This is a genomic window from Acidovorax carolinensis (assembly GCF_002157145.1).
In the GTDB taxonomy this organism is placed as follows: domain Bacteria; phylum Pseudomonadota; class Gammaproteobacteria; order Burkholderiales; family Burkholderiaceae_C; genus Acidovorax; species Acidovorax carolinensis.
In genome coordinates this window covers 3,519,819-3,546,522 of record NZ_CP021361.1, presented here as the reverse complement: position 1 = coordinate 3,546,522, position 26,704 = coordinate 3,519,819, and the positions used below count along the sequence as shown (strand labels likewise).

Here is a 26,704-nt window from a genome sequence, read left to right as displayed (position 1 = left end):
GTTGACATGCTATGCCTCACACACAAAGTTTCTGACAGGCTCGCATTCCCGGCTGATGGTGCTCTTGCAGCGCCCCAAGGCCCGCGCTATGGCACTGAGGCTTTGCTTTTGCTGCAGCCCCAAGGCTATCGCATGGCGTTCGCTCTGGCTCAAATGCTGGTAGTTCTTCTTTGTCATCTTGACCTCAATTCTCGGTGTTGCACTTCGGAATTGAGGCCGCCAAGCGCTACAGCCCAATAATGGTCTGAAATACGACTGACCTCATCCCCGGCGCTTGAGCACCACCGTGATCTGCCCGTTGGTCTCGATGGTGGCGCGCTCCACCTCGTGCGCTTGCAGGCAACCGCCCGCGCGCAGGGCGGCCTCCACGTCGTTGCTGGTCAGCAGTTCCTTGCGCATCAGCGCCTCGTTGAGCTGGCCCTGCTCGATCAGCACCTGCGCCTTGCCATCCACCCAGCGCCCGATGCGCGGGAAGTGGAAGGCCAGCCGGGCCAGCGCCACATGGCACAGCATCAGCGTGCTGGCAGAAATCAGCCCGCCCACCAGCGAGTTGTCGCCTGCGTTCATCGAATTCTGAACCGCGTTCGACAGGATCAGCAGCAGGATCAGGTCGAAGGGCTCGTACTGCCCCGTCTGGCGCTTGCCCGACAGGCGCAAAAACACCAGCAGGAACAGATAGACCGCCACCCCGCGCAGCACGAACTCCCACCACGGCACGCTCATCGAGAACATCGGCATCTCCTTCGATCACCTTCGTATTGGGCGGCGGCTGCCGCGCAGGCTGCAGTCTACGTTCAATAATCGGCCTGTCTTTTGCCAGCGCAGCCCCACCATGCCCCAGCCTTCGTCCACCATGCCATGCCCCTGCGGCGCCCTGTCGCCGCGGCGCAAACCCCTGGCCTATGCCGACTGCTGTGGCCGCTATGTGGAGCATTTCGACACCACGCCCGCGCCCGATGCCGAGCGCCTGATGCGCTCGCGCTACAGCGCTTTCGTGCTGCAGCGGCGCGATTACTTGCTGGCTACATGGCACGCCAGCCAGCGCCCGGCCACGCTGGACTTCGAGCCCGGCGCGCACTGGCTGGGCCTGGAGGTGCGCAGCCACCGCGTGCTCGATGCCGACCATGCCGAGGTCGAGTTTGTGGCCCGCTACCGCACAGCAGGGCTTGGTGCTGGCGGGCGTGCCGTGCGCCTGCACGAGCGCAGCCGCTTCGTGCGCGAAGATGGGCGCTGGTACTACGTGGACGGCGACAGCCGCTGATTTGAAGCCAGAATGGATCGCAGCCCATATTGATAAAGCGCTAGTAGCAATGAAATTTGAAGCAATTTTGTTCGATTGTGACGGTGTGCTGGTGGACAGCGAACCGATCACCAACGGCGTGCTGTGCACCATGCTCAACGAGGCCGGCTGGGCGCTGGCGCCCGAGGAGTGCATGCGCCTGTTCATTGGCAAGACGGTGCGCAGCGAGGCCGCGCGCATCGAGGCGCACACCGGCCGACCGCTCACCGACGCCTGGATGGCACAGTTCTACGCCCGCCGCAATGCGCGGCTGGAGGCTGAGTTGCAGGCCATCGCGGGCGCCGTCGATGCCGTGCGCGACGTGCATGCGCGGCTGGGCGGGCGCATCGCCTGCGCCTCGGGTGCCGACCGCTTCAAGGTCGAGATGCAGCTGGAAAAGGTGGGCCTGGCGCCGTACTTTGCCGGCCGCATTTTCAGTGGCCACGAAATGCCGGCCACCAAGCCCGCGCCCGACGTGTATCTGGCGGCAGCGGCCGCCGTGGGCGTGCCGCCCGCGCGCTGCCTGGTGGTCGAAGATACGGTCACGGGTGTTGCCGCTGGCGTGGCCGCGGGCGCCACAGTGGTGGGCTATAGCCCCTCACCCGTGGGCCATGGCTCGCCCGAGGCGCTGCGCGCGGCTGGCGCCGTGCATGTGATGGCGGACATGGGCGAGCTGCTGGCGCTGCTCGGGTAGTGGGTTCATCTACCACGCAGCGCACAGACGGCGCACACTGAGGGTTGTGATTCGATTTTTCTCCAAGGAGCTTTCCATGCAACGACGCCAATTCCAGACCTCCGGCCTGGCCGCCCTGATCCTCCTGGCCACCACGCGGGCGCAGGCCCTGTCGCTGGGTGACCTGAGCAATGCCGACGCCAGCAGCGGCGTCAAGGCCGCGCTGGAGCAGGGCGCGCTGGCGGCCGTGGGCCTGCTGGGCCAGTCTGGCGGGTTTTTGAACAACCCCAAGGTGCGCATCCCGCTGCCGGGTTACCTCAACGACGCCGCCAGGCTGATGAAGAAGTTCGGCCAGGGCCAGCGCATTGAAGAGCTGGAAACCTCGATCAACCGCGCAGCCGAGGCCGCCGTACCCATGGGCAAGGACCTGCTGGTCGGCGCCGTGCGCAACATGACGGTGACCGACGCCAAGAACATCCTGGCCGGCGGCGACACGTCGGTGACGCAGTTCTTTTCCGAAAAAACCCGTGCCCCGCTGGGCCAGAAGTTTTTGCCGGTGGTCACCCAGGCCACGAAAAAGGTCGGCCTGGCCCAGCAGTACAACGCCTTTGCTGGCAAGGCGGCGGGTTTTGGCCTGGTGAAGAAGGAAGACGCGACCATCGAGCAGTACGTGACCGGCAAGACGCTGGATGGGCTGTATCTGGTGATCGGCGAGCAGGAGCAGCAGCTGCGCCAGAACCCCGCGGCTGCGGGCAGCGCCATTTTGAAGAAGGTGTTTGGGGCGTTGAAATAAGTTGCGCGCTGCGCACTCTGATATTCCGGTAAAAAGAGGCTCTAGCGCTTTATGGCGTTGCGGATGCAGCTATCGTTTTTATGGTTTGAGAGATGTGGAGAGCGCAGCGCCATCTGGCTCATCCAGCCATCACAGGCGTGAAATCCATCTGCACATCCAGAGCCACTAAACGCCGGCTATCAAGACGCTGCGGACGACAGACGGGCGCCCGCACCAGCCTTGGTGTACTTCTGTCTTGCAACGTACGCGGACACAGCCAGTGCCATTGCCAGCAACGCCAGTGAACCCGGCTCAGGCACGGAGGCGGGCGCAGAAGTGAAATTGATCAGCAGGGCGGTTCCGTCCACGTAGGAAAGGCCGCCCCAATCGAGAGTGAGTCGACTGTCGTTAAAGCCCACCCGTGACGCATTGAATCCACCGAAGGTCGAGCTGGGATCGATGCTGGCCGAGGCCAATGAGAACGCGCTTCCTGTCAGCAGATCGAAAACCAGGCCGTTGAATGACGTCGCGTTCCAGGTGGGGTTGAAGAGGGTGGTCGTAAAACCCACACGCAAGCTGTTATCCGTGAAATCCACGGCAATTTGCGTCACGTTTTCCACATTGATCGTCGTTTCCACGGCGGTGGCGCTGCCGACCGTGAACGTTGCCGGCGTTGCAGTCGCCGAGCCATACGGTGTGGCCAGATCGGGATAGTAATAAGAGGCTTGCAGAGTTCGGCCAACGAAACCTGCATGCGCGACGGAGGCGGTGGCTGCGGTGAGGAGTGCGGCTGCTGCCAGCTGCGAAATCTTGGTCTTCATGGCGTCTCCTTTTTTGGTGGCGAGTGCGCTACGACGATGGAAAGCAATTTGTGCGCCCAAAAACAGGTGGTGTTTTTTCTCTTTTGAATCAATCACTTGCATGAAATCGGTGCCATTCATGGCCCGTTTCTGCAGTGGGGTGTCAAAAACGCCGACAACACTTCGGGGGGGGGGCTGCTTCCCCGTCCGCACGCATTTCTGCGCCAGCGTGGACGCATGTCACCCTGGGGCCCGCGCATTGCGCCGAAATCCTGCCGGCGACTGCCCCGTCCAGCCCCGAAACGCGCGGATAAAGCTTTTTTCGTTGACGAAGCCTGCCGCCTCGGCCACCTGCTTGATGGGGCGGTCGGTGCGGTGCAGCAGGTCCATGGCGCGGCTTTGGCGCACCTCGTCTTTCAGGCCCTGCAGCGTGGCGCCTTCTTCCTTGAGCTGGCGGTGCAGCGTGCGGGGCGACACATGCAGCAGGTGGGCCAGGGTTTCGGCGCTGTGCAGTGGCAGGGCCGCCGCAGCGTGCCCGCCATGTCCGCCTTGCCCGGCCTGCGGCGCGCCCAGCAGTTGCCGCACGCGCTGCACCAGCAGGCGGTCGCGCCGGTATTGCAGCACCGTCAGGGGCAGGGCGTGTTGCAGCATCTGGCGCAGGGCGGCTTCGTCGCGCCGCAGGGGCAGGGCCAGGTAGCGGGCGTCGAACGCAATCGCCGTTTGCGCTGCGTTGAAGGTGACGGGGGCGCGAAACAGTACGCCATACGCATCGGCATGCGCGGGCGCCGCAAAGCCAAACCGCGCCGACAGCAGCGGAATGCGCGAGTCGATGTACCAGCAAGCCAGGCCGTGGATGTTGCGCAGCACCGAGACCAGACAGAACTCGCGCAGGCTGCCGAGGTCGCGGTGCTCGGCAATGGCGATTTCTGCCAAGTCGCCCTGCACCGACAGCGTGAGCGTGATGTCGTCCGCGATCAGCCCGTGGTGGCGGCACCAGCGCGACAGGGCCACACCCAGGTGCGGCGCGCTGATGGATGCCCGCGCCAGCATGCCGTAGCTGCCCCAGGGCAGGCGGCGGCTGAACCAGCCCAGCGCCTCGTCGTCGAGCTCCTGCATGGCGGCGCCCGAGACCTGCTCCATCTGCCAGGCGGTGATGCGGGCCTGGTCGTCTTGCAGCAGCTGCGGCGCAATCTGTGCCTGCGCCAGGGCGCGGTCTGGGCTCAGTCCCCGGCTTGTGTAAGCCAGTGCAATCGCGCGCACAAATGCAATCGGCGTTGCGGCGGGCGAGCGTGGCGCCGAGAACGGCGGCGCCGGGGAGCCGGCAAAGGTGGCATGGGATTTCACGCTGCAGAGTGTGCCGCAGTCGTGGCACGATTTGCAACCTTTGTGGCAACCCGGCGCGGGATCAGGCTTCTATGCTTGAGGGGCGCCGCCTGCTCAGTGCCGAGCGGCGCGACCCAGGAGACAAGACCATGCTGACTGCTGCTGCCCAGAACAATGCACCGCTGGTGATAAGCCACGCCCGTGGCGCCACCGATGTCCCCCTGATCGAGCAGACCATCGGCGCCTTCTTTGCCGACATGGTGGCGCGCCAGCCTGAGCGCGAGGCGCTGGTGAGCCGGCACCAGGGGCTGCGCTACACCTACCGCGGCCTGCAGACCGAGGCACACCGCCTGGCCAGCGCGCTGCTGGGTTTGGGGCTCGTGCCGGGCGACCGCGTGGGCATCTGGTCGCACAACAACGCCGAATGGGTGCTGATGCAGCTGGCCACCGCGCAGGTGGGCCTGGTGCTGGTCAACATCAATCCCGCTTACCGTACGTCGGAGGTGGAATATGCGCTGAACAAGGTGGGCTGCAAGCTGCTGGTGACCATGGCGCGCTTCAAGACCAGCGACTACCTGGGCATGCTGCGCGAGCTGGCGCCCGAATGGGTGCACGGCACGCCGGGCCAGCTGGAGGCGCAGCAGCTGCCGCACCTGCATACCGTGGTGTGGATCGACGAGCCCGGCGTGGGGGGTGAAGAGCCGGGCCTGTTGCGTTTTTCCGACCTGCTGTCGCGCGGCGCTGTGGCCGACGCCCGCGTTGCCCAGGTGGCCGCAGGCCTGAAGGCCACCGACCCCATCAACATCCAGTTCACCAGCGGCACTACGGGTTTCCCCAAGGGCGCCACGCTCACGCACCGCAACATCCTGAACAACGGCTTTTTCATTGGCGAATGCATGAAGCTCACGCCCGAGGATCGCCTGTGCATCCCCGTGCCGCTGTACCACTGCTTTGGCATGGTGCTGGGCAACCTGGCCTGCCTTACGCACGGCGCCACCATCGTCTACCCCAACGACGGGTTCGATCCGCTCACGGTGCTGCAGACGGTGCAGGACGAAAAATGCACCGGCCTGCACGGCGTGCCGACCATGTTCATCGCCGAGCTGGACCACCCGCGATTCGCCGAGTTCGACCTGAGCACGTTGCGCACGGGCATCATGGCTGGCTCCCCATGCCCCACCGAGGTGATGAAGCGCGTGGTGGGGGAGATGAACCTGCGCGAAATCACGATTGCCTATGGCATGACCGAGACCAGCCCCGTGAGCTGCCAGAGTGCTACCTCCACGCCGCTTGAAAAGCGCGTTTCCACCGTGGGCCAGGTGCAGCCGCATCTGGAGATCAAGATCGTGGACCCTGACACCGGCTCCGTAGTGCCGGTGGGCCAGCGCGGCGAGTTCTGCACCCGCGGCTATTCGGTGATGCACGGCTACTGGGAAGACGCCGCCAAGACGCAGGAGGCCATCGACGCCGATGGCTGGATGCACACCGGCGACCTGGCCACCATGGACGCCGAAGGCTACGTGAATATCGTGGGCCGCATCAAGGACATGGTGATTCGCGGTGGCGAGAACATCTACCCACGCGAGATCGAAGAATTTCTGTACCGCCACCCGAAAGTGCAGGACGTGCAGGTGGTGGGCGTGCCCGACCAGAGGTACGGAGAGGAACTGTGCGCCTGGATCATCGCCAAGCCCGGCACCCAACCGACGGAAGACGACATCCGTGCCTTCTGCAAGGGCCAGATCGCGCACTACAAGGTGCCGCGCTACATCCGCTTTGTCACCAGCTTCCCGATGACGGTGACGGGCAAGATCCAGAAGTTCAAGATCCGCGACGAGATGAAGGATCTGCTGGGCCTGGAAGAACAAAAGACTGCTTGAGAGAGCGACAACGTATGACCATTCTCGATACCCAACTCAACGCCCGCTCGGCCGACTTTCTGGCCAACGCCATGGCCATGCGCACGCTGGTGGATGACCTGCGCGCCCAGCTCGACAAGATTGCTCTGGGTGGCGGCGAGGCCGCGCGCGCCAAGCATGTGGCCCGCGGCAAGCTGCTGCCGCGCGAACGCGTGCAGATGCTGCTGGACCCCGGCACGCCATTTTTGGAGCTGGCACCGCTGGCCGCGCTCAACATGTACAACCACGACGCGCCCGGCGCAGGCCTGATCGCGGGCATTGGCCGGGTGAGTGGCGTGGATTGCATGGTCGTGTGCAACGACGCCACGGTGAAGGGCGGCACCTACTACCCGCTGACGGTGAAGAAGCACCTGCGCGCGCAGGAAGTGGCGCAGCAGAACCATCTGCCCTGCATCTACCTGGTGGACTCGGGCGGCGCCAACCTGCCGAATCAGGACGAGGTCTTCCCCGACCGCGACCACTTCGGCCGCATCTTCTTCAACCAGGCGAACATGAGCGCGATGGGCATCTCGCAGATCGCCGTGGTCATGGGCAGCTGCACGGCGGGCGGTGCCTATGTGCCCGCAATGAGCGACGAGTCCATCATCGTCAAGAACCAGGGCACCATCTTCCTGGGTGGCCCACCGCTGGTCAAAGCCGCCACGGGCGAGGTGGTGACGGCCGAGGACCTGGGCGGCGGCGACGTGCACACGCGCCTGTCGGGTGTGGCCGACCACCTGGCGCAAAACGACATGCACGCGCTGCAGCTGGCGCGCACTGCGGTGCGCAATTTGAATAAAAACAAGGCTCCAGCGCCCGCAGATAAAGCGCCTGAAGCTCCTAAATTTGTAGCTGAAGAACTGTATGGCGTGATCCCCGTGGACACGCGCAAGCCCTTTGATGTGCGCGAGATCATCGCCCGCATCGTGGACGGCAGCGAATTCGACGAGTTCAAGGCGCGCTACGGCACCACGCTGGTCACCGGCTTTGCACGCATCGAGGGCATGGCGGTGGGCATCATCGCCAACAACGGCATTTTGTTCAGCGAGTCGGCCCTGAAGGCTGCGCACTTCATCGAGCTGTGCTGCCAGCGCAAGATCCCGCTGGTGTTTTTGCAGAACATCACCGGTTTCATGGTGGGCCGCAAGTACGAAAACGAAGGCATTGCGCGCAACGGCGCCAAGATGGTCACGGCCGTGGCCACGGCCAGCGTGCCCAAGTTCACCATCATCATTGGCGGCAGCTTTGGCGCGGGCAACTACGGCATGTGCGGCCGGGCGTACTCGCCCCGCTTCCTGTGGATGTGGCCGAACGCGCGCATCAGCGTCATGGGCGGCGAGCAGGCGGCGGGCGTGCTGGCCACCGTCAAGCGCGATGGCATCGAGGGCAAGGGTGGCCAGTGGAGCATGGAGGAAGAAGAAGCCTTCAAGGCCCCCATCCGCCGCCAGTACGAAGACCAGGGCCACCCCTATTACGCCACGGCGCGCTTGTGGGACGACGGTGTGATCGACCCCGCCGACACCCGCCGCGTGCTGGCACTGGGCCTGGCGGCCACACGCAACGCGCCGATCGAAGACACGAAGTTCGGCCTGTTCCGCATGTGAGATGGAGCACCCCCTGAGTCGCTTCGCGCCTTCCCCCTCTCTCGCCTCGCTGCGCGAGGCGGGAGGGGAACGCCCCCAGCGCGGCGGGGCGGCCCTTGCGCGGGGGCACTGGTCTGGGCTGCGACAGTTTCATAGCCCGCAGACGGCCCTTAGTAAATTGAATTTTAGAGATGAACGCCATGAGTCAACCTAACTTGGTCATCACATACGAAGGCGCCGTTGCGCGTGTCACCCTGACCCAGCCCGAGATCCGCAACGCGTTCAGCGACGAAGTCATCGCCGAAATCACCGCCGCCTTCATGGATGTGGGCGGGCGTGCCGACGTGCGCGCCGTGGTGCTGGCGGCCGAGGGGCCCGCGCTCTGTGCAGGGGCCAACCTCAACTGGATGCGCCGCATGGCCGACTACACGCGCGACGAGAACATCGCCGATGCCGCCAAGCTGGCCGAGATGCTGCGTGTGATCTACGAATGCCCCAAGCCAACCATCGCCCGCGTGCAGGGCGATGTGTATGCGGGCGGCATGGGCCTGGTGGCCGCCTGCGACATGGCCGTGGCGGTGGACACGGCGGGCTTTTGCCTCAGCGAAGTGAAGCTGGGCCTCATCCCCGCCACCATCAGCCCCTATGTGATCCGCGCCATGGGCGCGCGGGCGGCACATCGTTATTTCCTCACGGCCGAGCGTTTTGGCGCGGCGGAGGCGTTGCGCATTGGCTTTGTGCACGAGGTGGTGGCTGCCGACCAGCTGGATGCCAAGGTCGATGAACTGCTCAAGGCCCTGACCAGCGCCAGCCCCAACGCCGTGCGCGCGTGCAAAAAGCTGGTGATGGATGTTGCAGAGCGAGAGATCAACGCGAGCCTGATCGCCGCCACTGTGCAGGGCATTGCCGACATCCGCGCCAGCGACGAAGGCAAGGAAGGCGTCCAGTCTTTCCTCAACAAGCGCAAACCTGCCTGGTTGGTGGCGTGACCCTTCCGTTCTGAGCACCCCACACCATGGACACCCTCTGGTTCAACATCGTGCAGTGGCTCCACACCTTGGGGCTGCATGTCGATGGCGGCACGGCGCGTGCTGTGGGCGACGCGGCGGCGACGGTCACCGAGCGGCTCGACATGCCCAGCCTGCTGGCGCTGGCGGCGGCATTGGGCTGGGCCAGCGGGTTTCGGCTGTATGCGGTGGTGTTTCTGGTCGGCATGATGGGTGTGCTCGGCTGGATGCCTTTACCGCCGGGTCTGGCCATGCTGCAGCACCCGTTGGTGCTGATGGTCAGCGGCTTCATGCTGATGGTGGAGTTTTTTGCCGACAAGGTGCCCTGGGTGGATAGCGCCTGGGATGCGGTGCACGCCTTCATCCGCGTGCCCGCTGGCGCCGCATTGGCGTATGGCGTGTTTGGCGCCGACAACGCCACGATGGCGGTGGTGGCGGGGCTGCTGGGCGGTTCCCTGTCTGCCACGGCGCTGGCCACCAAGATGACCACGCGGGCGGCCGTGAACACCTCGCCCGAGCCGTTTTCCAACTGGGGTCTGTCGTTCTTTGAGGACGGACTGGTGGTGGCGGTGGTGTGGCTGGCCACGCAGTACCCCGTGGCCTTTGGCATTGCGCTGGTCGTGATGGTGGTCGTTTCGGTGGTGCTGCTGGTGGTGCTGTTCAAGTTTTTGCGCGCTGTGTTGCGGCGCCTTTCCTCTTTCTTTTCTGGTTCTGCCAAGGTGGCTTAAAAATGTTCAACAAGATCCTCATTGCAAACCGTGGCGAAAGCGGTTGCCTAGCAACCGTTTCGACAAATCGCATGGCACGCGCAGCGTGCGCAGGCGATCTCGCCGCAGGAGGGCGCCATGTTTAAAAAGATCCTCATCGCCAACCGTGGCGAGATCGCCTGCCGTGTGGCGGCGACCGCCAAGCGCCTGGGTGTGAAGACCGTGGCGGTGTACTCCGACGCCGATGCAGGCGCCAAGCATGTGGCGGTGTGCGACGAGGCCGTGCACATCGGCGGCAGCGCCCCCAAGGACAGCTACCTGCGCTGGGAGCGCATCATCGAGGCCGCCAAGCAGACTGGCGCCCAGGCCATCCACCCCGGCTACGGCTTCCTGAGCGAGAACGAAGAATTCGCGCAGGCCTGTGCCGACGCGGGGCTGGTCTTCATCGGCCCGCCGCCTTCTGCTATCAAGGACATGGGCCTGAAGGCCGAGTCCAAGCAACTCATGGAGAAGGCCGGCGTGCCCCTGGTGCCCGGCTACCACGGCGCCAACCAGGACCCCGCCTTGCTGCAGGCCGAGGCCGACCGCATTGGCTACCCCGTGCTTATCAAGGCCAGCGCCGGTGGCGGTGGCAAGGGCATGCGTGCGGTGGACAAGGCCGAGGACTTTGCGGCAGCACTCGATTCGTGCAAGCGCGAGGCCATCAACAGCTTTGGCGACGATGCGGTGTTGATCGAAAAATACGTGCAGCGCCCGCGCCACATCGAGATCCAGGTGTTTGGCGACACGCTGGGCAACTACGTGTACCTGTTCGAGCGCGACTGCTCGGTGCAGCGCCGCCACCAGAAGGTGCTGGAAGAAGCGCCCGCCCCCGGCATGACGCCCGAGATGCGCGCCCAGATGGGCCTGGCCGCCGTGGCGGCTGCGCGGGCGGTGAACTATGTGGGCGCGGGCACGGTGGAATTCATCGTCGAGCAGCGTGACGACTCGAGCGCCGCGCCGGGCCGCCCCAAGCAAGCGAGCGTCCCCTCGGGGGGCAGCGAACCACACGAAGTGTGGGGCGTGGGGGGCAACAAGCCCGTGATGAATTTCTTCTTCATGGAAATGAACACCCGCCTGCAGGTGGAGCACCCCGTGACCGAAGCCATCACCGGGCAGGACCTGGTGGAGTGGCAACTGCGCGTGGCCGCGGGCGAGCCCCTGCCGCTGCAGCAAGACGAACTGCGCATCACCGGCCACGCCATCGAGGCGCGCATCTGCGCCGAGAACCCCGACAACAACTTCCTGCCCGCCACGGGATCGCTCAACGTGTATGGGCTGCCTGAGTGCGTGACCTTTGAGCGAGGTGCCGTGCGCGTGGACTCCGGCGTGCGCCAGGGCGATGCGATCAGCCCGTTCTACGACTCCATGGTGGCCAAGCTCATCGTGCACGGCGACACGCGCGAGCAGGCGCTGGCCCGCTTGGATGAAGCGCTGGCCCAGACCCACATCGTGGGCCTGGCGACCAATGTGCAGTTCTTGCGCCGCGTGGCGCGCACCGAGTCGTTTGCCAAGGCCAACCTCGACACCGCCCTCATCCCGCGCGAGCAGGCCGTGCTGTTCCACCTGGAAAGCGTTGGCCTGCCCCTGGCCGCTGCCGCTGCCGTGGCGCAAACCCTGCTGCGCGAGCGCGCCAGCGAGGGCGTGGACCCGTTCAGCCGCCGCGACGGTTTCCACACGCATGGCGTGGTGCAGCGCCGTTTCGAGTTTGAGTTTGGTGGCGAGCACGCCAAGGCCTGGCTGACCTACGAGCGTGGCGGCTGTCTGCATCTGGCAGTGGGCGAGGGCGATGCCGCAGTTGCCGGACCGCTGGTGTTTTCAGCGCAGGCCGAAGGCATCGAGCTGCAATTTGCCGGCCAGCGCACGCGTGCCGCTGTCTATGCCCAGGGCGAGGTGGACCATGTCTTCACCCCGCTGGGCGCCACGCAGATTACCGCCATCGACCTGCTGGCCCACGCGGGCGAGGCAGCGGCCGAGGGCGGGCGCCTCACCGCGCCCATGCCGGGCAAGGTGGTGTCGTTTGCCGTGAAGGCGGGCGACACCGTGACCAAGGGCCAGCCGCTGGCGGTAATGGAGGCCATGAAGATGGAGCACACCATTGCCGCGCCGGCCGATGGCGTGGTGGCCGAGCTGCTCTACGCGCCCGGTGACCAGGTCACCGAGGGCGCCGAGCTGCTCAAGCTGTTGATCGCCGAAAAGGCCTGAGCGTGAAAATGTTCTCAAGGGGCGCGCCATGCCTGACTGCAAGCGCGGTGCAATGGCGTTACCCTCGGGCGCCATGAAAATCACTTTTTGTTGTACCGATACCAAGGCCGAGCCTTGGCTTCAAGGGCTCGCTGCGGCGCTGCCCGGCGCTGAAGTCTCTGTCTGGCAACCCGGCGCCCCGGTTGCCGACTACGCCGTGGTCTGGGCGCCGCCCCAGCAGTTCATGGACGAGCAGCAGGGCATAAAAGCCCTGTTCAACATTGGGGCGGGCGTGGATGCGCTGCTGCAGCGGCGCCTGCCGCCCGGCGCCCGCGTGGTGCGCCTGGACGATGCCGGCATGGCGGTGCAGATGGCCGAATATGTGTGCCACGCCGTCATCCGCCATTTCCGCGAATTCGACCAGTACGAGGCTGGCATGCGCGCGGGGCAATGGGCCTACCGCAAGCCCCGTCTGCGCCAGGATTTTCCCGTGGGCGTGATGGGGCTGGGCGTGCTCGGCGAGCGCGTGGCCAAGGCGCTGGCGCAGTTCGAGTTTCCGGTGAATGGCTGGAGCCGGTCGCCCAAAGCCATAGCCGGCGTGCGCGCGTTCAATGGCGCTGAAAAGTTCAACGAATTTCTGGCCGCGAGCCGCGTGCTTGTCAACCTGTTGCCGCTCACGCCGGACACGCAGGACATCCTGAACCGCGACAACATGTCGCGCCTGCAACCGGGCGGCTACGTCATCAACGTGGCGCGCGGCGCGCATCTGGTGGATGCCGACCTGCTGGCGCTGCTGGACAGCGGCCACCTTGCCGGCGCCACGCTCGACGTGTTCCGCACCGAGCCGCTGCCCGCTGGCCATCCGTTCTGGAGCCACCCGCGCATCACCGCCACGCCCCACACTTCGGCGCGCACGCTGCGCGAGGAAAGCATTGCCCAGATCGCGGGCAAGATCGGTGCCCTGGCGCGCGACGAGCCCATCGCCGGTATCGTGGACCCCGGGCGTGGCTACTGACGGGGCCGCTGGCCCGCAGATTTGATTGAAGGACCTTCCCATGAGCATTCCCCCACGCGTCAAACTCGTCGATGTCGGCCCGCGCGACGGCCTGCAAAACGAAAAATCCCCCGTGCCGGCCGCCGTCAAGATCGGCCTGGTGCACCGCCTGCAGGACGCAGGCCTCACGAACATCGAAGTCACCAGCTATGTGTCGCCCAAATGGGTGCCGCAGATGGCCGACAACCACGAGGTGATGAGCGGCATCGCGCGCCAGGGCGGCATCGTTTATTCCGTGCTCACACCCAACCTCAAGGGCTTCGAAGCCGCCGTGCTCGACCGGCCCGATGAAATCGTGGTGTTCGGCTCGGCCAGCGAGGCCTTCAGCCAGAAAAACATCAACTGCTCCATTGCCGAGAGCATCGAGCGCTTTGCGCCCGTGGTCGAGGCCGCGCGCGCTGCCGGCATTGCCGTGCGCGGCGCCATGAGCTGCACCGTGGGCTGCCCCTACGAAGGCGAGGTGGCGCCCGAGCGCGTGGCCTATCTGGCCGGCCTGATGAAGCAGATCGGCGTGCAGCATGTGGGCGTGGCCGACACCATTGGCGTGGGCACGCCGCGCAAGGTGCAGCGCGCCGTCGAGGCCACGCTGCAGCATTACAGCATCGACGAGATTTCGGGCCATTTCCACGACACCTACGGCCAGGCGCTGGCCAATACCCTGGCCACGCTGGAGATGGGCGTGTGGCAGTTCGACACCTCGGTGGCGGGCCTGGGCGGCTGCCCCTACGCCAAGGGCGCCACGGGCAACGTGGCTACCGAAGATGTGGTCTACATGCTGCACGGCATGGGCATTGAAACCGGCATCGATCTCGACAAGCTCGTGGACGCGGGCGCCTACATCAGCGATTTCCTGGGCCGCAAGCCCAACTCGCGCGCGGCCACGGCGCTGCTCGCCAAGAGGGCCGGCTGATGGCGCAATCCGAGCAAATCCTGTGTGGGGCGGAATTCAAGGCGCTGCCCGAAGGGGTGCAACGGGTGGCGGCGGCCTTGCAGGCCCACGGCCACCCCCACATGCCGCGCATGCTCGATGACGCCGCGCGCACTGCGCAGCAGGCGGCCGATGTGCTGGGCATTCTGGTGGGGCAGGTGGCCAAGAGCATCATCTTCCGGCGCAAGAGCGACGACGCGGCGGTGCTGGTCATCACCTCGGGCGACCGGCGTGTGGACGAAAAAAAGGTCGAGGCCCATGTGGGCAAGATCGGCCGGGCCGATGCCGGTTTCGTGAAGGAGCGCACGGGCTTTTCGATCGGCGGCGTGTCGCCCATCGCGCACGCCACGCCCCCGGTCACGCTGATCGACCAGGACCTGCTGCGCTTTGAGGTGGTCTGGGCGGCCGCCGGGCATCCGCACGGCGTGTTCCCGTTGCACCCCACGGACCTTGAGCGCCTGACCGGCGCCCCCGTGGTGGACGTGGTGCAGGAGGTGTCGGCATGAGTGCTGCAGAAGCAATAGCTGCTCGCGCACAGCTGTTAAGCGCTGCAGGCTATTTTGATGCGGATTCGGACGAGGTGATCCCTTCGCCCTGCATCTCGGTGTGCCGCATGACCGAAGACCGCAGCCGCTGCGAGGGGTGCTTTCGCACCATCCCCGAGATTCGTGCCTGGGCACTGGCCGACAGCACGGAACGCCTGGCCATCTGGGCGCGGCTGGCGCAGCGCGCCGGCATGCCATTCCCTCCAGAAGCCGTGGCCAAGGAGCCGACATGAAGCACATCACCTTCTACCTGGATTTCGTCTCGCCCTACGCATGGCTGGCCTTCGAGCGCCTGCCCGAGGTGCTGGAGGGCCTGAGCTACAGCGTGGAATACCGCCCGGTGCTGCTGGGCGCGCTGCTCAAGCAGCATGGCAACCCGGGGCCGGCGGGCATTGCGCCCAAGCGCGACTGGACCTATCGCCATGTCACCTGGCTGGGCCATTCGCTGGGCGTAGGGTTGCAGATGCCGGCACGCCACCCGTTCAATCCGCTGCCGCTGTTGCGGCAGGCACTGGCCTGCAGCCGCGACGGCAGCATCAACCGTTTCGTGGCCGGCACGCTGCTGCGACATGTGTGGCAGGGCGGGCACGATGCGCTCGATGCACAGCGCCTCACGGCCCTGGCCGCCGAGCTGGAGCCGCAGCTGCAGCCCGACGATGCGGACGGCGCACGCGCCAAGGCGCTGCTGCGCAGCAACACCGACGCCGCCGCTGCGCGCGGCGTGTTTGGCGTGCCGGCCTTCGAGGTCGATGGCAAGATTTTCTGGGGCTTCGACAGCCTGACCATGCTGCGCGCTTATCTGGAAGGCGACAGCTGGTTCGAGCACGACTGGGATGCCGCTGCAAGCGTGGCGCAAGGCCTGCCGGGTTGAATGGCGGAGCCCTAGCGGCGCACCCATCGCCTCACCATGCCCAATGCCTTCAACTTCGCCGCCTCGCCCTTTGACTGCCTGAGCCCGGACGAACAGCGCCTGGTGCGCGCCAGCGTGGACATCGCCTATTTCCCTGCAGGCGCCGTGGTGCTGGAGGTGGGCGTGGCCCCCACGCACCTGTTTGTCGTCATCAAGGGCTATGTCACGCAGACCGAGGGCGACGAGGTGCTGGCCACCTACGGGCCGGACGACTGCTTTGACGGCTGCGGCCTGATGACCGGGCGCGTGGGCAGCCGCTTTGTGGCCGCCGAGGAGGTGGTGGCCTACCAGCTCGCGCGCGAGGCGGTCAACGAGCTCATCGCGCGCAACACCACCTTCGGCGCGCTGCTGTTTTCCGACCTGGGCCAGAAGCTCAGTGCACTGGCGCAGCGCGCCGACCAGCATGAGCGCCAGTCGCTCACCATGGCGCGCGTGGACCAGGCCTTCCTGCGCCCGGCGCACACGGTGGCTGCCGGCACCGACATCGTCTCGGTGGTGCGGTTGTTCCAGGCGCAGCGCACCACCAGTGTGCTGGTGACCGGCTTGCCCGGTGGGCTGGGCATCTTCACCAACACCAGCCTGCAGCGCGCCATCCTCGATGGCCGCCCGCTCGATCAACTGACCGTGGGCGAGCTGGCCAGCAGCCCGGTGGTGACCATGCGGCCTTCGGACTTGCTGGGCGATGCTATGGCACTCATGCTGCAACGCCGTGTGCACCGCCTGGTGGTGGTGGAGGACGATGGCCAGGTGCGCGGCATCCTGGAGGCGCTGGACCTGTTCAGCTTCCTGGCCAACCATTCGCACCTGATCACGGTGCAGATCGAGCAAGCCCAGGACCTGCCTGCGCTGGCGCAGGCGGCGGCGCAGATCACCCGGCTGATCGCGGCGCTGTACCGCGGTGGCACGCGCATCGGCCTGATGGCCCGGCTGGTGCAGCAGCTCAACGCGCGGCTGTTTGAGCGCGCCTGGGCCATGGTGGCGCCGGCCGATCTGGTGGCCAACAGCTGCCTGTTCGTCATGGGCAGCGAGGGGCGCGGCGAACAACTGCTCAAGACCGACCAGGACAACGGCCTGGTGCTGCGCGACGGTTACACCGCGCCGCCCGATCTCGATGCCATCTGCCAGCGTTTTTCCGGGGTGCTGGCGAGCTTTGGCTATCCCGAATGCCCCGGTCGCATCATGGTCAGCAACCCCGACTGGCGCGGCACCGTGAGCAGCTTCAGCCAGCGCGTGCGCCAGTGGCTGCTGCAGCCCGAGGGCGACAGCCTGATGCAGCTGGCCATCTTTCTCGACGCGCACGCGGTGGCGGGCGACGCCGCGCTGCTGGCCACCGTTCGCGACCGTGTGATGGCGCTGGCCACCGACAACGACGCCATGCTGGCACGCTTTGCCGCGGCCATCGAGAACTTTGGCGACCCAGCAGGCTGGTGGAGCCGCCTGTTCGGCCTGGGCGACGAAGGCCAGGCCATCAGCCTGAAAAAGGCGGGCATCTTCCCCATCGTGCATGGTGTGCGCAGCCTGGCCCTGGCCCGGCGCGTGGCCGCCACCGGTACGGCCGAGCGCATTGCGGCCCTGGTGGCCGATGGCGTGCTCGACGCGGCCATGGGCGACGAGCTGGTGCAAAGCCTGCACTTCCTGATGGGCCTGCGCCTCAAAGCCGGGCTGGCCGAAATCGACACGGGCCGCACCGTCACCGGCACCGTCGACCCCGGGCGCCTGAGCAGTCTGGAGCGCGACCTGCTCAAGGAAGCGCTGGCCGTGGTCAAGCGCTTCAAGGTGCTGCTGCACCAGCGCCTGAAGCTGGACGCGCTGTGAGCCCGTTCGCACGCCTGCGGCGCGCCTGGTTGCAGTACCACCTGGCCGATCCGGCGTTCGCCTTTCTGCTTGACCCGCCGCCGCCCGGTGAATGGGTGGCGCTCGATTGCGAAACTACCGGGCTCAACGTGCGCAGCGATGAAATCATCGCCATTGGTGCCGTGCGCATCGTGGGTCAGCGCATCCTGACCAGCGAGCGGCTGGAGCTGCTGGTGCGCCCCGACAAGGGCGTGCCGGCCGACAGCGTGCGCATCCACCGCCTGCGCGAGCGGGATGTCGCCCAGGGCCTGCCGCTGGCAGACGCCATGCGTCAGCTGCTGCGCTTCATCGGCAGCCGTCCACTGGTGGGCTACTTTCTCGAATTCGACGTGGCCATGCTCAACCGCGCCATCTGGCCGCTGCTGGGCATGGAGCTGCCGCAGCCCAAGATTGAAGTGTCCGCACTGTATTACGAGCACAAGTTCCGGCAACTGCCGCCGTACAAGCAGCAGGACAACGCCGACATCGACCTGCGTTTTGCCACCCTGATGGACGACCTGGGCCTGCCCCGGCGCGAGGCGCACGACGCGCTCAACGACGCCGTGATGGCGGCGCTGGCCTTTATCAAGCTGCGCCAGTTGCACGGCGCAGGTTGAACCGTGGGTTGCGGCCTTTGCCGCATTGATGTTTGATTCAAAACGGTCTGTAGCGCTTATCCATCAAGCGCTAGCAGCTATTGTTTTGATAGTTTTTGGCGGTGATGCGGACCCTGCGGCAGACGCGAAAAAGCCGGGCAGGGTGGCCCGGCTTGAGTGGTGCGGCGCAGCGGTGGTGGCGCTGTGCCGCGCCGTGTCAGTGGCCCGAAGCGCCCGATGCCCCGAAGCCCGTCTCCGACCGCACCTGCTGCGCCGGAAACGCGGCGCGCTCGCGTGCGGCGTTGGCGCTTTTGTCGGTGATCGAGAACAGCCAGATGCCCACGAAGCCGATGGTCATCGAGAACAGTGCCGGCGAGGTGTAGGGAAACAGCGCCGAGCCGGCCGGGTTGCCCAGCGTGGCTTCCCACACCGAGGGTGAGACTACCGTCAGGCCCACTGATGAAATCAGGCCCAGGAAGCCGCCAATCACCGCGCCCCGCGTGGTGCAGTCCTTCCACAGCACCGACAGGAACAGCACCGGGAAGTTGGCCGAGGCCGCGATGGCAAAGGCCAGCGACACCATGAACGCGATGTTCTGCTTCTCAAAGACAATGCCCAGCACCACGGCGATCAGGCCCAGGGCCAGCGTGGTGATGCGCGAGACCTTCAGCTCGGCAGCGCTGTCGGCCTTGCCCTTCTTGAACACCGTTGCATACAGGTCATGTGAGACGGCCGAGGCGCCCGAGAGCGTCAGGCCAGCCACCACGGCCAGGATGGTGGCAAACGCCACGGCCGAGATGAAGCCATAGAAGATGTTGCCGCCCACCGACTTGGCCACAAGCACTGCCGCCATGTTGGCCGTGCCCGCACCGCCGTGGATCACGCCCTTGACCACATCCGCGAACTCGGGGTTGGTGAGCACCAGGGTTATCGCGCCAAAGCCGATGATGAAGATCAGCACGTAGAAGTAGCCGATCCAGGTCGTGGCCCACAGCACCGACTTGCGCGCCTGCTTGGCATCGGGCACCGTAAAGAAGCGCATCAGGATGTGCGGCAGGCCAGCGGTGCCGAACATCAGCGCCATGCCGAACGAGATGGCCGAGATCGGATCCTTGATGAAACCGCCCGGGCCCATGATGCCCAGGCCCTTCTTGGCGGCCTCTTCGGCCGACATGCCGGTGTTGGCGGCGATTTGCGTGCGCACTTCGACGCCCTTTGCAAACAGCGCCTCGGGGCTGAAGCCGTACTGCGCCAGCACCATGAAGGCCATGAAGGTCACGCCCGCCAGCAGCAGGCAGGCCTTGATGATCTGCACCCAGGTGGTGGCCGTCATGCCGCCAAACAGCACATAGATCATCATCAGCGCGCCAACGATGACCACGGCCATCCAGTATTCCAGGCCAAACAGCAGCTTGATGAGCTGCCCCGCGCCAACCATTTGCGCGATCAGGTAGAACGCCACCACCACCAGCGTGCCCGAGGCGGCAAATGCGCGGATGGGGCCCTGCTGAAAGCGGTAGCCCGCCACGTCGGCAAAGGTGAACTTGCCAAGGTTGCGCAGCCGCTCGGCCATCAGGAAGGTGATGATGGGCCAGCCCACAAGAAAGCCAATGGAGTAGATGAGCCCGTCGTAGCCGGTGGCCATCACGGCCGCCGAAATGCCCAGAAAAGAGGCGGCCGACATGTAGTCGCCCGCAATCGCCAGGCCATTCTGAAAGCCGGTGATGCCGCCGCCCGCGGTGTAGAAGTCAGAGGCGGACTTGGTCTTGGCCGCAGCCCATTTCGTGATCCACAGCGTGCCGGCGACAAAGGCGCCAAACATGATGATGGCCGTCCAGTTGGTCGCCTGCTTGGCGGCCTGGCCCAGATCGGCGCCGGCCGCATGGGCGCTGCCAGCGGCCAGGAGCGCCAGGAGTGCCAGCAGGCTGCCCCCGCGTAATGTTGATGCATTCATTTCGATGCGTCCTTCAGGATGTCTTTGGTCAGGGTGTCGAATTCGCCATTGGCGCGGCGCACATAGATGCCGGTGATCACGATCGTGAAGATGATCACGCCCATGCCTATGGGGATGCCCAGCGAGGTCACGCCGCTGCCGATGGGCTGCGCCAGGAACTTCTTGTCAAACGCAATCAGCGCGATGTAGCCGTAGTACACGATCAGCATCAGGACCGTCAGGAAGATACCCAGGCGGTTGCGCTTTTTGCGCAGTTCCAGGTACTTTGGATGGCTCTGAATTTTCTGGACCATTGGGTCACTCATGGGTATCTCTCCTCAGGATAGTGCGTTGAAAACGCAATGTGGGGCGGTAGGTCGCACCGCATGGCTGGATTCTGTGAATGCGCACTGACCAAGCGCTTACGCAGCCGTGTTTTGTCGCCGCGTGGGCGCCTGAAAAGGTGGTGGCGTCACCCGAGGGAAAACCCGAGGAGATGTGGTGCCGCCCGGTGTTTTTCCGCATCGAAAAATGCGCGGTGAGGGTTACTACCAAAGCTGTAAGGCTGGAGGAAGTTTCGCGTCAATTTCTGTAAGAAATACGTCAGAGCGGTGTCAGTAGTGCCATGGATAGTGCCTCCACAGGTAATTTGTATGTGCCTGTAAATTCAAAACATTCCAGGAGGCAATCATGGCAACGCAACATCCCGCACCGCGGCCGATGTCCGCCGAAGAGAAGAAGGTCATCTTCGCTTCGTCGCTCGGTACCGTATTCGAGTGGTACGACTTTTATCTATACGGTTCGCTCGCGGCCATCATTGCCAAGCAGTTCTTCAGCGGACTGGATGCGGGCGCGGCCTTCATCTTTGCGCTGCTGGCGTTTGCGGCAGGTTTCCTGGTTCGGCCATTCGGCGCCATCGTGTTCGGCCGCCTGGGCGACATGATCGGGCGCAAGTACACCTTCCTGGTCACGATCCTCATCATGGGCCTGTCGACCTTCATCGTCGGCCTGCTGCCCAGCTACGCCACCATCGGTGTGGCCGCTCCCGTCATCCTGGTTGCGCTGCGCATGCTGCAGGGCCTGGCGCTGGGTGGTGAGTACGGCGGTGCCGCCACCTATGTGGCCGAGCATGCTCCGCACGGCAAGCGCGGCGCCTATACGTCCTGGATCCAGACCACGGCCACGCTGGGCCTGTTCCTGAGTCTGCTGGTGATCTTGGGCGTGCGTCTGGGCTTGGGTGAAGCGGCGTTCCAGGACTGGGGCTGGCGCATTCCGTTCCTGGTGTCCATCCTGCTGCTGGGCATCTCGGTGTGGATCCGCCTGTCGCTGTCGGAATCGCCTGCCTTCCAGAAGATGAAGGCCGAGGGCAAGACCTCCAAGGCGCCCATCTCGGAATCGTTCGGTCAGTGGAAAAACCTGAAGATCGTGATCCTGGCGCTGGTGGGCCTGACCGCCGGCCAGGCCGTGGTCTGGTACTCGGGCCAGTTCTACGCGCTGTTCTTCCTGACGCAACAACTGAAGGTGGACAACACCACCGCCAACCTGCTGATCGCTGCCGCGCTGCTGCTTGGCACGCCCTTCTTCGTGGTGTTCGGTGCCCTGTCGGACAAGATCGGCCGCAAGCCCATCATCATGGCGGGCTGCCTGCTGGCCGTGGTGACATACTTCCCCGTCTTCAAGGCACTGACCGAAGCGGCCAATCCTGACCTGGCCCGTGCCCAGGCCTCGGCTGGCGTGGTGGTGACGGCCGATCCGGCATCGTGCTCGTTCCAGGGCAACCCGGTGGCCCGCGAGATCGACTTCCGCAGCTCGTGCGACATTGCCAAGCGCTACCTGGTGCAGAACTCGGTGAGCTATGACAACGTGGCAGGCCCTGCGGGCTCGCCGGCGGTGCTCAAGATCGGCGACAAGACGGTGACGGCGCCTACGGGCAACGTGGTGAACCTCAAGTTCGATGAAACCTCCGTCAAGGCCATCGCCGCTTTCAAGAAGGAAGTGGCCGAGGACCTGAAGCTGGCTGGTTACCCGGCAAAGGCCGATCCGGCCAAGACCAACAAGGGCCTGGTGGTGGCCCTGCTGTTCTGGCTGGTGCTGCTGGTGACCATGGTGTACGGGCCGATTGCCGCCATGCTGGTGGAAATGTTCCCGACCCGTATCCGCTACACCTCGATGAGCCTGCCATACCACATCGGTAACGGCTGGTTCGGCGGCCTGCTGCCCACCACGGCGTTTGCCATCGTTGCGCAAACCGGCAACATGTACAACGGCCTGTGGTACCCCATCATCATCGCGGGCATGACCTTGGTGATCGGCACGCTGTTCATCCGTGAAACCAAGGACGTGGACATCTACGCCAACGACTGACGGTCAAGCCGCACTGCGATCAGTGCCTGCCTCCCATACGAGGTGCGGGCACTGTGTTCCAGAAAAGGGCCTCGCACGCTGCCAAGCCGAGCTGCGAGGCCCTTTTGTTGAACAAGCAACCCCCATCCCCAGGAGATAGAAGTTATGTGGAAGATCGTCGTAGGTTTCGTCCTGTTTGCGGCCCTCTCGCTGTTCGTCATCATGAAGGCCGGTGACAAGGTGGACATGTCTGGTGAAAAACACGGTGCCGATGCCCTCCATGCGCCTGAGGCGCCCGCCAGTGCGGCCGTGCCCGCAGCAAGCGCACCGTAACGGTGTTTGCCAGCGTATCGCAGTGACCCAAGTGGTGCAGGTTGCGCACCGTGGCGGTGCGGCGGAGCGGGAGTGAATGCAACTGTTGTGGCGGCGCATCACTTGTGTCATCAAACTTTCAGCAAATAGTGCGCTGAAACAAGGCGCGCCATAAGATCGAGTTCCCGAAGCATTCTCGGTAGTCCAGTCAAAAACTGAAACTGCCTATGCGCCTCCTGATGGCAACTAGTATCAAAGGAAATCTCATGCAAAAAATGACCCGCGTTGTCCTGGCTGTCCTGGCTGTTGCCGGCACCACCGCTGCAATGGCCCAAAGCAGCGTCACGCTGTACGGCCGTGTGAACACCACGGTGGAACGCCAGAAAGATGGCGATGTGACCAAAACCGGTCTGTTCAACAACTCTTCGCGTTTCGGCGTCAAGGGCACGGAAGACCTGGGCGGTGGCCTGAAAGCTGGCTTCCAGCTCGAAAGCGGCTTTGCGTCAGACACCGGCGCCGGCACTGGCTGGCCTGGTCTTCCCAACACTGGCACGGGTATCAATTTTGGCCGTCAAAGCGAAGTGAATCTGTCGGGTGGTTTTGGTATGGTGCGCCTGGGCAACTTCACGCCCGAGTCGTACTACGCCACCGCTGATTACGTCGGTATGCATAACCACGACACCGGTTCGTCTTCCGACGCCCTGTATCAGGATCCCGTGTGGTTTAACGGTCTGGGTACCAAGAATAAAGTTGGCTACCGCTCCCCCAGCTTCGGCGGCCTGACCGTTGATGCTGCTGTGAACCTTCACGAAAAGGCTGCTGGTACCAACAACAAGAATGGCTATGATTTGGCCGCCAATTACAACGTGGGTGCACTGGCCCTTGGCGCTGGCTATAGCCAAGTTGACGATGATAAGCAGTTGGGCCTCCGCGCTCTTTACACTGTGGGTCAATTCACCGTTGGTGGTTACTACCAGCGCAATGATGAAACATTGCTGGGTACCCGCAACAACTTCCGTTTGGCTGGCATGTATGCCTTGGGTGCATCGGAGTTTCACCTGAATGTGGGCCGTGCTAACAGCTGGAGCAATCGGAACGATTCGGCTGCTACCCAATACACGGTGGGCTATAACTACAACCTGAGCAAGCGCACCAAGGTGTATGGCTATTACACGCGTGTCAACAACGACGCCGGTGCCTCCTATAGCGTGAGCGCTCCAGGTACTGATTTCAGCTCCTTCGCAGTGGGCGTCCGCCACAACTTCTAATTCTCACCCGTCAGTTGGCCCAGCCGCTGACGAAATGGAATTGGTTAAGGCCTTGCATCGATGGATGCAAGGCCTTTTTCAATGGTGGTCTGGGTTTGCTCGCGAGAGTGCGATGTCGGTGATGGATAACTGCAGCGTGCGGAGGGCTCGTTGGGTGGGACACGACGGTCAGGGATTCACGGCAGCATCCTGTCAGCGCTTGAAACGCCCATCCGATCCAATGATGGACAGGTCCGTGAACGTGAGGCCGCTGTGGTCGGTGGCACTGTAAGACAGCTCCAGGCCGCCCAGGTCGAACTTGCGCATCCCTTCCAGCGCCGTGAGCAGGCGGGCGCGGTCTGGCTTGGGGCTTGCCCGGCGCAGGCCTTCAACCAAGACCTTGGCATTGACGAAGCCCTCGACCATGGCAGGCGTCAGATCCTCAATGCCGCGTGCCTTGGCCAGACCCATGGCCTCCTTGATCAGCGGGTAGTTGATGGATCGCTCAGACGGGAACACCTGGGTCACCACCACACCCCGTGCCTGATCTCCCAGCGCCTTGGTGAAACCGCCAGATGCGTTGTTGGACAAGGTCACGATCTGGCCTGCCATGCCGGCCGTGCGCAGGGCCTTGATGCCATCGACCACCGCTGCGCCAGTGCCGATGAAGATCACGGCCTGTGGCAGCTGTTTGGTGGCGCGGGGCGCAATGGCGCTGAAATCGGGTTTGCTGCGGTCAAATTTTTCAATGAAAAGGGCCTGGCTTCCGTGGGCCTTGAACCCGTTCAGGGCACCGGCCAGGGCATCCGCGCCAAAGCTGTCATCGACGTGGATGACGCCGATGCGCTGAACCCCCAAGGTGTTCAGATGGGCAATGGCCCTTTCAACCTCTTGCTGGTAGGGCGCGCGAACATTGAAGACATGGCGGCTCACTGGTTTGTGCAAGGCCATCGCACCGGTGGAAGGCCCCACCAGCACTACGCCGGCCTCGTCGAGCAGCGGCACAATGCCCTGCGTGTGCGGGGTGCCCCGGGTCATGAAGAGTGCGACGGCGCCGTGTTTCTCGATGAGCGTCCTGGCGTTTTCCAGCGTGAGCTTGGGGTCGAACTTGTCGTCGAGCACCACCAGCTCGATTTTCTGGCCGCCCACACCGCCCTGGGCGTTGACGGAATCCAGATACAGGGACGCGCCCTGCATGGACTCCTTCACGGTGATGGCGGCAGATCCGGTGACTCCCACCGTTTGTCCGACGACGATTTGCGCCGTGCTGTGGCCCGCCAAACCAGGTGCGAGTGCACAAGCTGCCAACAAGGGTTTCCAATTTTTCATGCGTGAGCCTTTCTCTGATCGGCCTGAGTTTAGGTTGGAGGTCAGGATCGGGCACTGAGGAAATCCTGACGGACCTGAAAATCGGAGAAATTCAGGCCCATCTCCTTCCTCTGACACTTCGTCCCAAGGGCCGATGGGCCCAAAGTGCTTCAGCGCCGGAACTTGCCGTCCGTGCCAATGATGGCGAGATCGGCAAAGTCCAGGCCGCTGTGGTCGTCTGGGGCGTAGCTGATTTCGAGGCCTCCCAGATCAAACTTGCGCAGGCTCTCCAGTGCGGCGTGGATTTTTTCCCGTGTGGGCTTGGGGCCAGCGCGCTTCAGGCCTTCAACCAGCACTTTGGCGGCAGCAAAGCCTTCGAGCATGGCCGGGCTGACCTCCCCGAGGCCCTTGGCTTTGGCCAGGTCCTGGGCTTCCTTCACCATGGCATAGGTCACGGCACGCTCATTGGGATAGACCTGGGTCACGATCATCCCGCGCGCATTGGCGCCCAGGCTCTTGATGAACCCCGTGGAGGCATTGTTGGAGAGCGTGACGATCTGTGCGGTAGAGCCGGCGGCCCGAAACGCATTGCCGGCATCCACCACCGCCGAGCCCGATGCAATCATCAGCACTGCCTGCGCATTGGCGGTAGCCAGCTTGGCCGCAATGGGGGCGAACTCTGGTTTGGCACGGTTGAATTTTTCCAGCACGATCGGGGTGAGCTTGCTGGCGACCAGGCCTTTTTGGGCGCCGATGATGCCATCCGCGCCAAAGCTGTCGTCGGAGTAAACCACCGCAATGCGCGTCATGCCCATGGATGCCAGGTGGGTCATGGCTTTTTCGGCCTCGCGCTGGTAGGTGGCGCGGACGTTGAAGATGTACTTGCGCACGGGTTGGTGCAGCACCATGGCTCCCGTGGAGGGGCCGACCAGCGCCACACCGTGCTTTTCCAGCAGCGGGAGCATGGCTTCTGTATGGGGAGTGCCGCGGGTCAGGAACATTGCGAGGACATTTTTTTCCTCGATCAGCGTGCGGGCATTTTCACCGGCGAGTTTGGGATCGAACTTGTCGTCCAGCGAGATGAGTTCAATTTTCTGGCCGTTCACGCCGCCCTTCGCGTTCACCGCGTCGATGTACAGCATGGCGCCATCTGCCGTTTCCTTGACGCCTGCCGCAACCTGGCCGGAATAGCCAGCGGTCTGTCCGATCAGGATCTGTGCCTGGCTGGTGCACACCAGTGTGGCCAGTGCAACACTGGCGAAAAGCTTTGTCCATTGATTCATTAAAGTCTCCCTCGCAAAATAGTTTTCCAGTCTATATGGTGAACCTGCGCAAATGCCACCTCTTGGCCACCCCAAGGCTGTGCGGACTGCTGCAATGCAGCATTAGCACCACAGCGGCTGCCGGGGATACTGCACTGTGTTGCGCGC

At 64.3% G+C, this 26,704-nt stretch carries 25 protein-coding genes and 1 pseudogene; 18 read left to right on the top strand and 8 right to left on the bottom strand.

Translation table 11 applies throughout. The features are described 5' to 3' along the window. Positions 1 to 42: 42 nt before the first annotated feature. Together CBP34_RS16645 and CBP34_RS16640 are read right to left on the bottom strand one after the other, a co-directional pair. Positions 43 to 177 (bottom strand): annotated as a pseudogene (locus CBP34_RS16645) (helix-turn-helix domain-containing protein); the annotation flags it as partial. Positions 178 to 261: 84 nt separating this feature from the next. Beyond that, positions 262 to 732, bottom strand: a complete 471-nt coding sequence (locus tag CBP34_RS16640) for a DUF421 domain-containing protein (protein ID WP_094098680.1) — start codon at positions 730 to 732, stop codon at positions 262 to 264. Positions 733 to 832: 100 nt separating this feature from the next. Here CBP34_RS16640 and CBP34_RS16635 point away from each other — a divergent pair, with 100 nt between their 5' ends. The 3 genes from CBP34_RS16635 (at position 833) to CBP34_RS16625 (ending at position 2,745) form a co-directional block, all read left to right on the top strand. After that, positions 833 to 1,261, top strand: coding sequence for a YchJ family protein (locus tag CBP34_RS16635; protein ID WP_094098679.1), 429 nt, complete (start codon positions 833 to 835; stop codon positions 1,259 to 1,261). Positions 1,262 to 1,310: 49 nt separating this feature from the next. Then, positions 1,311 to 1,973, top strand: coding sequence for an HAD family hydrolase (locus tag CBP34_RS16630; RefSeq protein WP_094098678.1), 663 nt, complete (start codon positions 1,311 to 1,313; stop codon positions 1,971 to 1,973). Positions 1,974 to 2,049: 76 nt separating this feature from the next. Beyond that, entirely contained in the window at positions 2,050 to 2,745 is a 696-nt protein-coding gene (locus tag CBP34_RS16625) for a DUF4197 domain-containing protein (protein WP_094098677.1), read from the top strand. Between the two features lie 179 nt (positions 2,746 to 2,924). Here CBP34_RS16625 and CBP34_RS16620 read toward each other — a convergent pair whose 3' ends face one another. Both CBP34_RS16620 and CBP34_RS16615 read right to left on the bottom strand, forming a co-directional pair. Next, positions 2,925 to 3,665: a PEP-CTERM sorting domain-containing protein gene (locus tag CBP34_RS16620; protein WP_094098676.1), complete on the bottom strand. Its 741-nt coding sequence runs from the start codon at positions 3,663 to 3,665 to the stop codon at positions 2,925 to 2,927. A gap of 99 nt (positions 3,666 to 3,764) precedes the next feature. Next, positions 3,765 to 4,868 (bottom strand): AraC family transcriptional regulator, encoded by a 1,104-nt coding sequence (locus tag CBP34_RS16615; RefSeq protein ID WP_094098675.1) that lies wholly within the window; start codon positions 4,866 to 4,868, stop codon positions 3,765 to 3,767. Between the two features lie 128 nt (positions 4,869 to 4,996). Between CBP34_RS16615 and CBP34_RS16610 the strand changes: the two genes are divergently transcribed. The 12 genes from CBP34_RS16610 to CBP34_RS16555 all read left to right on the top strand — a co-directional run bounded on the left by CBP34_RS16610 (position 4,997) and on the right by CBP34_RS16555 (position 18,152). After that, positions 4,997 to 6,727, top strand: a complete 1,731-nt coding sequence (locus CBP34_RS16610; RefSeq protein WP_094099234.1) for an AMP-binding protein — start codon at positions 4,997 to 4,999, stop codon at positions 6,725 to 6,727. 14 nt (positions 6,728 to 6,741) lie between these two features. Further along, entirely contained in the window at positions 6,742 to 8,349 is a 1,608-nt protein-coding gene (locus CBP34_RS16605) for a carboxyl transferase domain-containing protein (protein ID WP_094098674.1), read from the top strand. 179 nt (positions 8,350 to 8,528) lie between these two features. Then, a complete protein-coding gene (locus tag CBP34_RS16600) occupies positions 8,529 to 9,317 on the top strand; it encodes an enoyl-CoA hydratase/isomerase family protein (protein ID WP_094099233.1) in 789 nt (262 codons plus the stop codon). Positions 9,318 to 9,343: 26 nt separating this feature from the next. Then, positions 9,344 to 10,063: a DUF4126 domain-containing protein gene (locus tag CBP34_RS16595; RefSeq protein WP_086928134.1), complete on the top strand. Its 720-nt coding sequence runs from the start codon at positions 9,344 to 9,346 to the stop codon at positions 10,061 to 10,063. A 117-nt stretch (positions 10,064 to 10,180) separates the two neighbouring features. After that, complete coding sequence (locus tag CBP34_RS16590) at positions 10,181 to 12,286, top strand: acetyl/propionyl/methylcrotonyl-CoA carboxylase subunit alpha (protein ID WP_094098673.1); 2,106 nt, start codon at positions 10,181 to 10,183, stop codon at positions 12,284 to 12,286. Positions 12,287 to 12,359: 73 nt separating this feature from the next. Next, entirely contained in the window at positions 12,360 to 13,280 is a 921-nt protein-coding gene (locus CBP34_RS16585; protein WP_094098672.1) for a 2-hydroxyacid dehydrogenase, read from the top strand. 40 nt (positions 13,281 to 13,320) lie between these two features. Then, positions 13,321 to 14,229, top strand: coding sequence for a hydroxymethylglutaryl-CoA lyase (locus tag CBP34_RS16580; protein WP_094098671.1), 909 nt, complete (start codon positions 13,321 to 13,323; stop codon positions 14,227 to 14,229). A 20-nt stretch (positions 14,230 to 14,249) separates the two neighbouring features. Next, on the top strand, positions 14,250 to 14,753 hold the full coding sequence (locus CBP34_RS16575; protein ID WP_094099232.1) for a YbaK/EbsC family protein: 504 nt from the start codon (positions 14,250 to 14,252) through the stop codon (positions 14,751 to 14,753). Next, positions 14,750 to 15,025: a DUF1289 domain-containing protein gene (locus CBP34_RS16570; protein ID WP_094098670.1), complete on the top strand. Its 276-nt coding sequence runs from the start codon at positions 14,750 to 14,752 to the stop codon at positions 15,023 to 15,025. Before CBP34_RS16575 ends, CBP34_RS16570 begins: the two co-directional genes overlap by 4 nt. Then, positions 15,022 to 15,663, top strand: coding sequence for a 2-hydroxychromene-2-carboxylate isomerase (locus CBP34_RS16565; RefSeq protein WP_094098669.1), 642 nt, complete (start codon positions 15,022 to 15,024; stop codon positions 15,661 to 15,663). The genes CBP34_RS16570 and CBP34_RS16565 overlap by 4 nt, the downstream gene beginning before the upstream one ends. Positions 15,664 to 15,699: 36 nt before the next feature. Continuing rightward, entirely contained in the window at positions 15,700 to 17,517 is a 1,818-nt protein-coding gene (locus CBP34_RS16560) for a putative nucleotidyltransferase substrate binding domain-containing protein (protein ID WP_094098668.1), read from the top strand. Continuing rightward, positions 17,514 to 18,152, top strand: coding sequence for a 3'-5' exonuclease (locus CBP34_RS16555; RefSeq protein ID WP_094098667.1), 639 nt, complete (start codon positions 17,514 to 17,516; stop codon positions 18,150 to 18,152). Before CBP34_RS16560 ends, CBP34_RS16555 begins: the two co-directional genes overlap by 4 nt. Positions 18,153 to 18,348: 196 nt before the next feature. Here the strand turns inward: CBP34_RS16555 and CBP34_RS16550 are convergent, their stop codons facing one another. Further along, positions 18,349 to 20,085 carry a cation acetate symporter gene (locus tag CBP34_RS16550; protein ID WP_157896501.1) on the bottom strand — a complete coding sequence of 579 codons (1,737 nt, stop codon included), beginning with the start codon at positions 20,083 to 20,085 and terminating at the stop codon, positions 18,349 to 18,351. Continuing rightward, complete coding sequence (locus CBP34_RS16545) at positions 20,082 to 20,390, bottom strand: DUF485 domain-containing protein (protein ID WP_086928123.1); 309 nt, start codon at positions 20,388 to 20,390, stop codon at positions 20,082 to 20,084. The genes CBP34_RS16550 and CBP34_RS16545 overlap by 4 nt, the downstream gene beginning before the upstream one ends. A 364-nt stretch (positions 20,391 to 20,754) precedes the next feature. Between CBP34_RS16545 and CBP34_RS16540 the strand changes: the two genes are divergently transcribed. From CBP34_RS16540 to CBP34_RS16535, 3 genes are all read left to right on the top strand, one after another. Continuing rightward, the gene (locus CBP34_RS16540) at positions 20,755 to 22,428 is read left to right on the top strand and encodes an MFS transporter (RefSeq protein ID WP_086928122.1); all 1,674 of its coding nucleotides are present in this window, start codon (positions 20,755 to 20,757) and stop codon (positions 22,426 to 22,428) included. A 144-nt stretch (positions 22,429 to 22,572) separates the two neighbouring features. Beyond that, positions 22,573 to 22,740: a hypothetical protein gene (locus CBP34_RS19695; protein ID WP_167372738.1), complete on the top strand. Its 168-nt coding sequence runs from the start codon at positions 22,573 to 22,575 to the stop codon at positions 22,738 to 22,740. Between the two features lie 245 nt (positions 22,741 to 22,985). Then, the gene (locus CBP34_RS16535) at positions 22,986 to 23,987 is read left to right on the top strand and encodes a porin (RefSeq protein ID WP_086928121.1); all 1,002 of its coding nucleotides are present in this window, start codon (positions 22,986 to 22,988) and stop codon (positions 23,985 to 23,987) included. A gap of 192 nt (positions 23,988 to 24,179) precedes the next feature. On the opposite strand, the gene CBP34_RS16530 is transcribed toward CBP34_RS16535, so the two are convergent. Together CBP34_RS16530 and CBP34_RS16525 are read right to left on the bottom strand one after the other, a co-directional pair. Continuing rightward, on the bottom strand, positions 24,180 to 25,295 hold the full coding sequence (locus tag CBP34_RS16530) for an ABC transporter substrate-binding protein (RefSeq protein ID WP_094098666.1): 1,116 nt from the start codon (positions 25,293 to 25,295) through the stop codon (positions 24,180 to 24,182). Between the two features lie 149 nt (positions 25,296 to 25,444). After that, positions 25,445 to 26,557: an ABC transporter substrate-binding protein gene (locus CBP34_RS16525; protein WP_094098665.1), complete on the bottom strand. Its 1,113-nt coding sequence runs from the start codon at positions 26,555 to 26,557 to the stop codon at positions 25,445 to 25,447. Between the last annotated feature and the right edge of the window lie 147 nt (positions 26,558 to 26,704).

What these genes read in the sequence shown, in the direction of transcription:
- CBP34_RS16525 (WP_094098665.1), bottom strand. Translation starts at nt 26,557, where the DNA reads ATGAATCAATGGACAAAGCTTTTCGCCAGTGTTGCACTGGCCACACTG.
- CBP34_RS16545 (WP_086928123.1), bottom strand. Translation starts at nt 20,390, where the DNA reads ATGAGTGACCCAATGGTCCAGAAAATTCAGAGCCATCCAAAGTACCTG.
- CBP34_RS16635 (WP_094098679.1), top strand. Translation starts at nt 833, where the DNA reads ATGCCCCAGCCTTCGTCCACCATGCCATGCCCCTGCGGCGCCCTGTCG.
- CBP34_RS16570 (WP_094098670.1), top strand. Translation starts at nt 14,750, where the DNA reads ATGAGTGCTGCAGAAGCAATAGCTGCTCGCGCACAGCTGTTAAGCGCT.
- CBP34_RS16580 (WP_094098671.1), top strand. Translation starts at nt 13,321, where the DNA reads ATGAGCATTCCCCCACGCGTCAAACTCGTCGATGTCGGCCCGCGCGAC.
- CBP34_RS16560 (WP_094098668.1), top strand. Translation starts at nt 15,700, where the DNA reads ATGCCCAATGCCTTCAACTTCGCCGCCTCGCCCTTTGACTGCCTGAGC.
- CBP34_RS16600 (WP_094099233.1), top strand. Translation starts at nt 8,529, where the DNA reads ATGAGTCAACCTAACTTGGTCATCACATACGAAGGCGCCGTTGCGCGT.
- CBP34_RS16605 (WP_094098674.1), top strand. Translation starts at nt 6,742, where the DNA reads ATGACCATTCTCGATACCCAACTCAACGCCCGCTCGGCCGACTTTCTG.
- CBP34_RS16620 (WP_094098676.1), bottom strand. Translation starts at nt 3,665, where the DNA reads ATGAATGGCACCGATTTCATGCAAGTGATTGATTCAAAAGAGAAAAAA.
- CBP34_RS16550 (WP_157896501.1), bottom strand. Translation starts at nt 20,085, where the DNA reads ATGAATGCATCAACATTACGCGGGGGCAGCCTGCTGGCACTCCTGGCG.
- CBP34_RS16565 (WP_094098669.1), top strand. Translation starts at nt 15,022, where the DNA reads ATGAAGCACATCACCTTCTACCTGGATTTCGTCTCGCCCTACGCATGG.
- CBP34_RS16630 (WP_094098678.1), top strand. Translation starts at nt 1,311, where the DNA reads ATGAAATTTGAAGCAATTTTGTTCGATTGTGACGGTGTGCTGGTGGAC.
- CBP34_RS16590 (WP_094098673.1), top strand. Translation starts at nt 10,181, where the DNA reads ATGTTTAAAAAGATCCTCATCGCCAACCGTGGCGAGATCGCCTGCCGT.
- CBP34_RS16625 (WP_094098677.1), top strand. Translation starts at nt 2,050, where the DNA reads ATGCAACGACGCCAATTCCAGACCTCCGGCCTGGCCGCCCTGATCCTC.
- CBP34_RS16540 (WP_086928122.1), top strand. Translation starts at nt 20,755, where the DNA reads ATGGCAACGCAACATCCCGCACCGCGGCCGATGTCCGCCGAAGAGAAG.
- CBP34_RS19695 (WP_167372738.1), top strand. Translation starts at nt 22,573, where the DNA reads ATGTGGAAGATCGTCGTAGGTTTCGTCCTGTTTGCGGCCCTCTCGCTG.
- CBP34_RS16595 (WP_086928134.1), top strand. Translation starts at nt 9,344, where the DNA reads ATGGACACCCTCTGGTTCAACATCGTGCAGTGGCTCCACACCTTGGGG.
- CBP34_RS16535 (WP_086928121.1), top strand. Translation starts at nt 22,986, where the DNA reads ATGCAAAAAATGACCCGCGTTGTCCTGGCTGTCCTGGCTGTTGCCGGC.
- CBP34_RS16530 (WP_094098666.1), bottom strand. Translation starts at nt 25,295, where the DNA reads ATGAAAAATTGGAAACCCTTGTTGGCAGCTTGTGCACTCGCACCTGGT.
- CBP34_RS16585 (WP_094098672.1), top strand. Translation starts at nt 12,360, where the DNA reads ATGAAAATCACTTTTTGTTGTACCGATACCAAGGCCGAGCCTTGGCTT.
- CBP34_RS16640 (WP_094098680.1), bottom strand. Translation starts at nt 732, where the DNA reads ATGTTCTCGATGAGCGTGCCGTGGTGGGAGTTCGTGCTGCGCGGGGTG.
- CBP34_RS16610 (WP_094099234.1), top strand. Translation starts at nt 4,997, where the DNA reads ATGCTGACTGCTGCTGCCCAGAACAATGCACCGCTGGTGATAAGCCAC.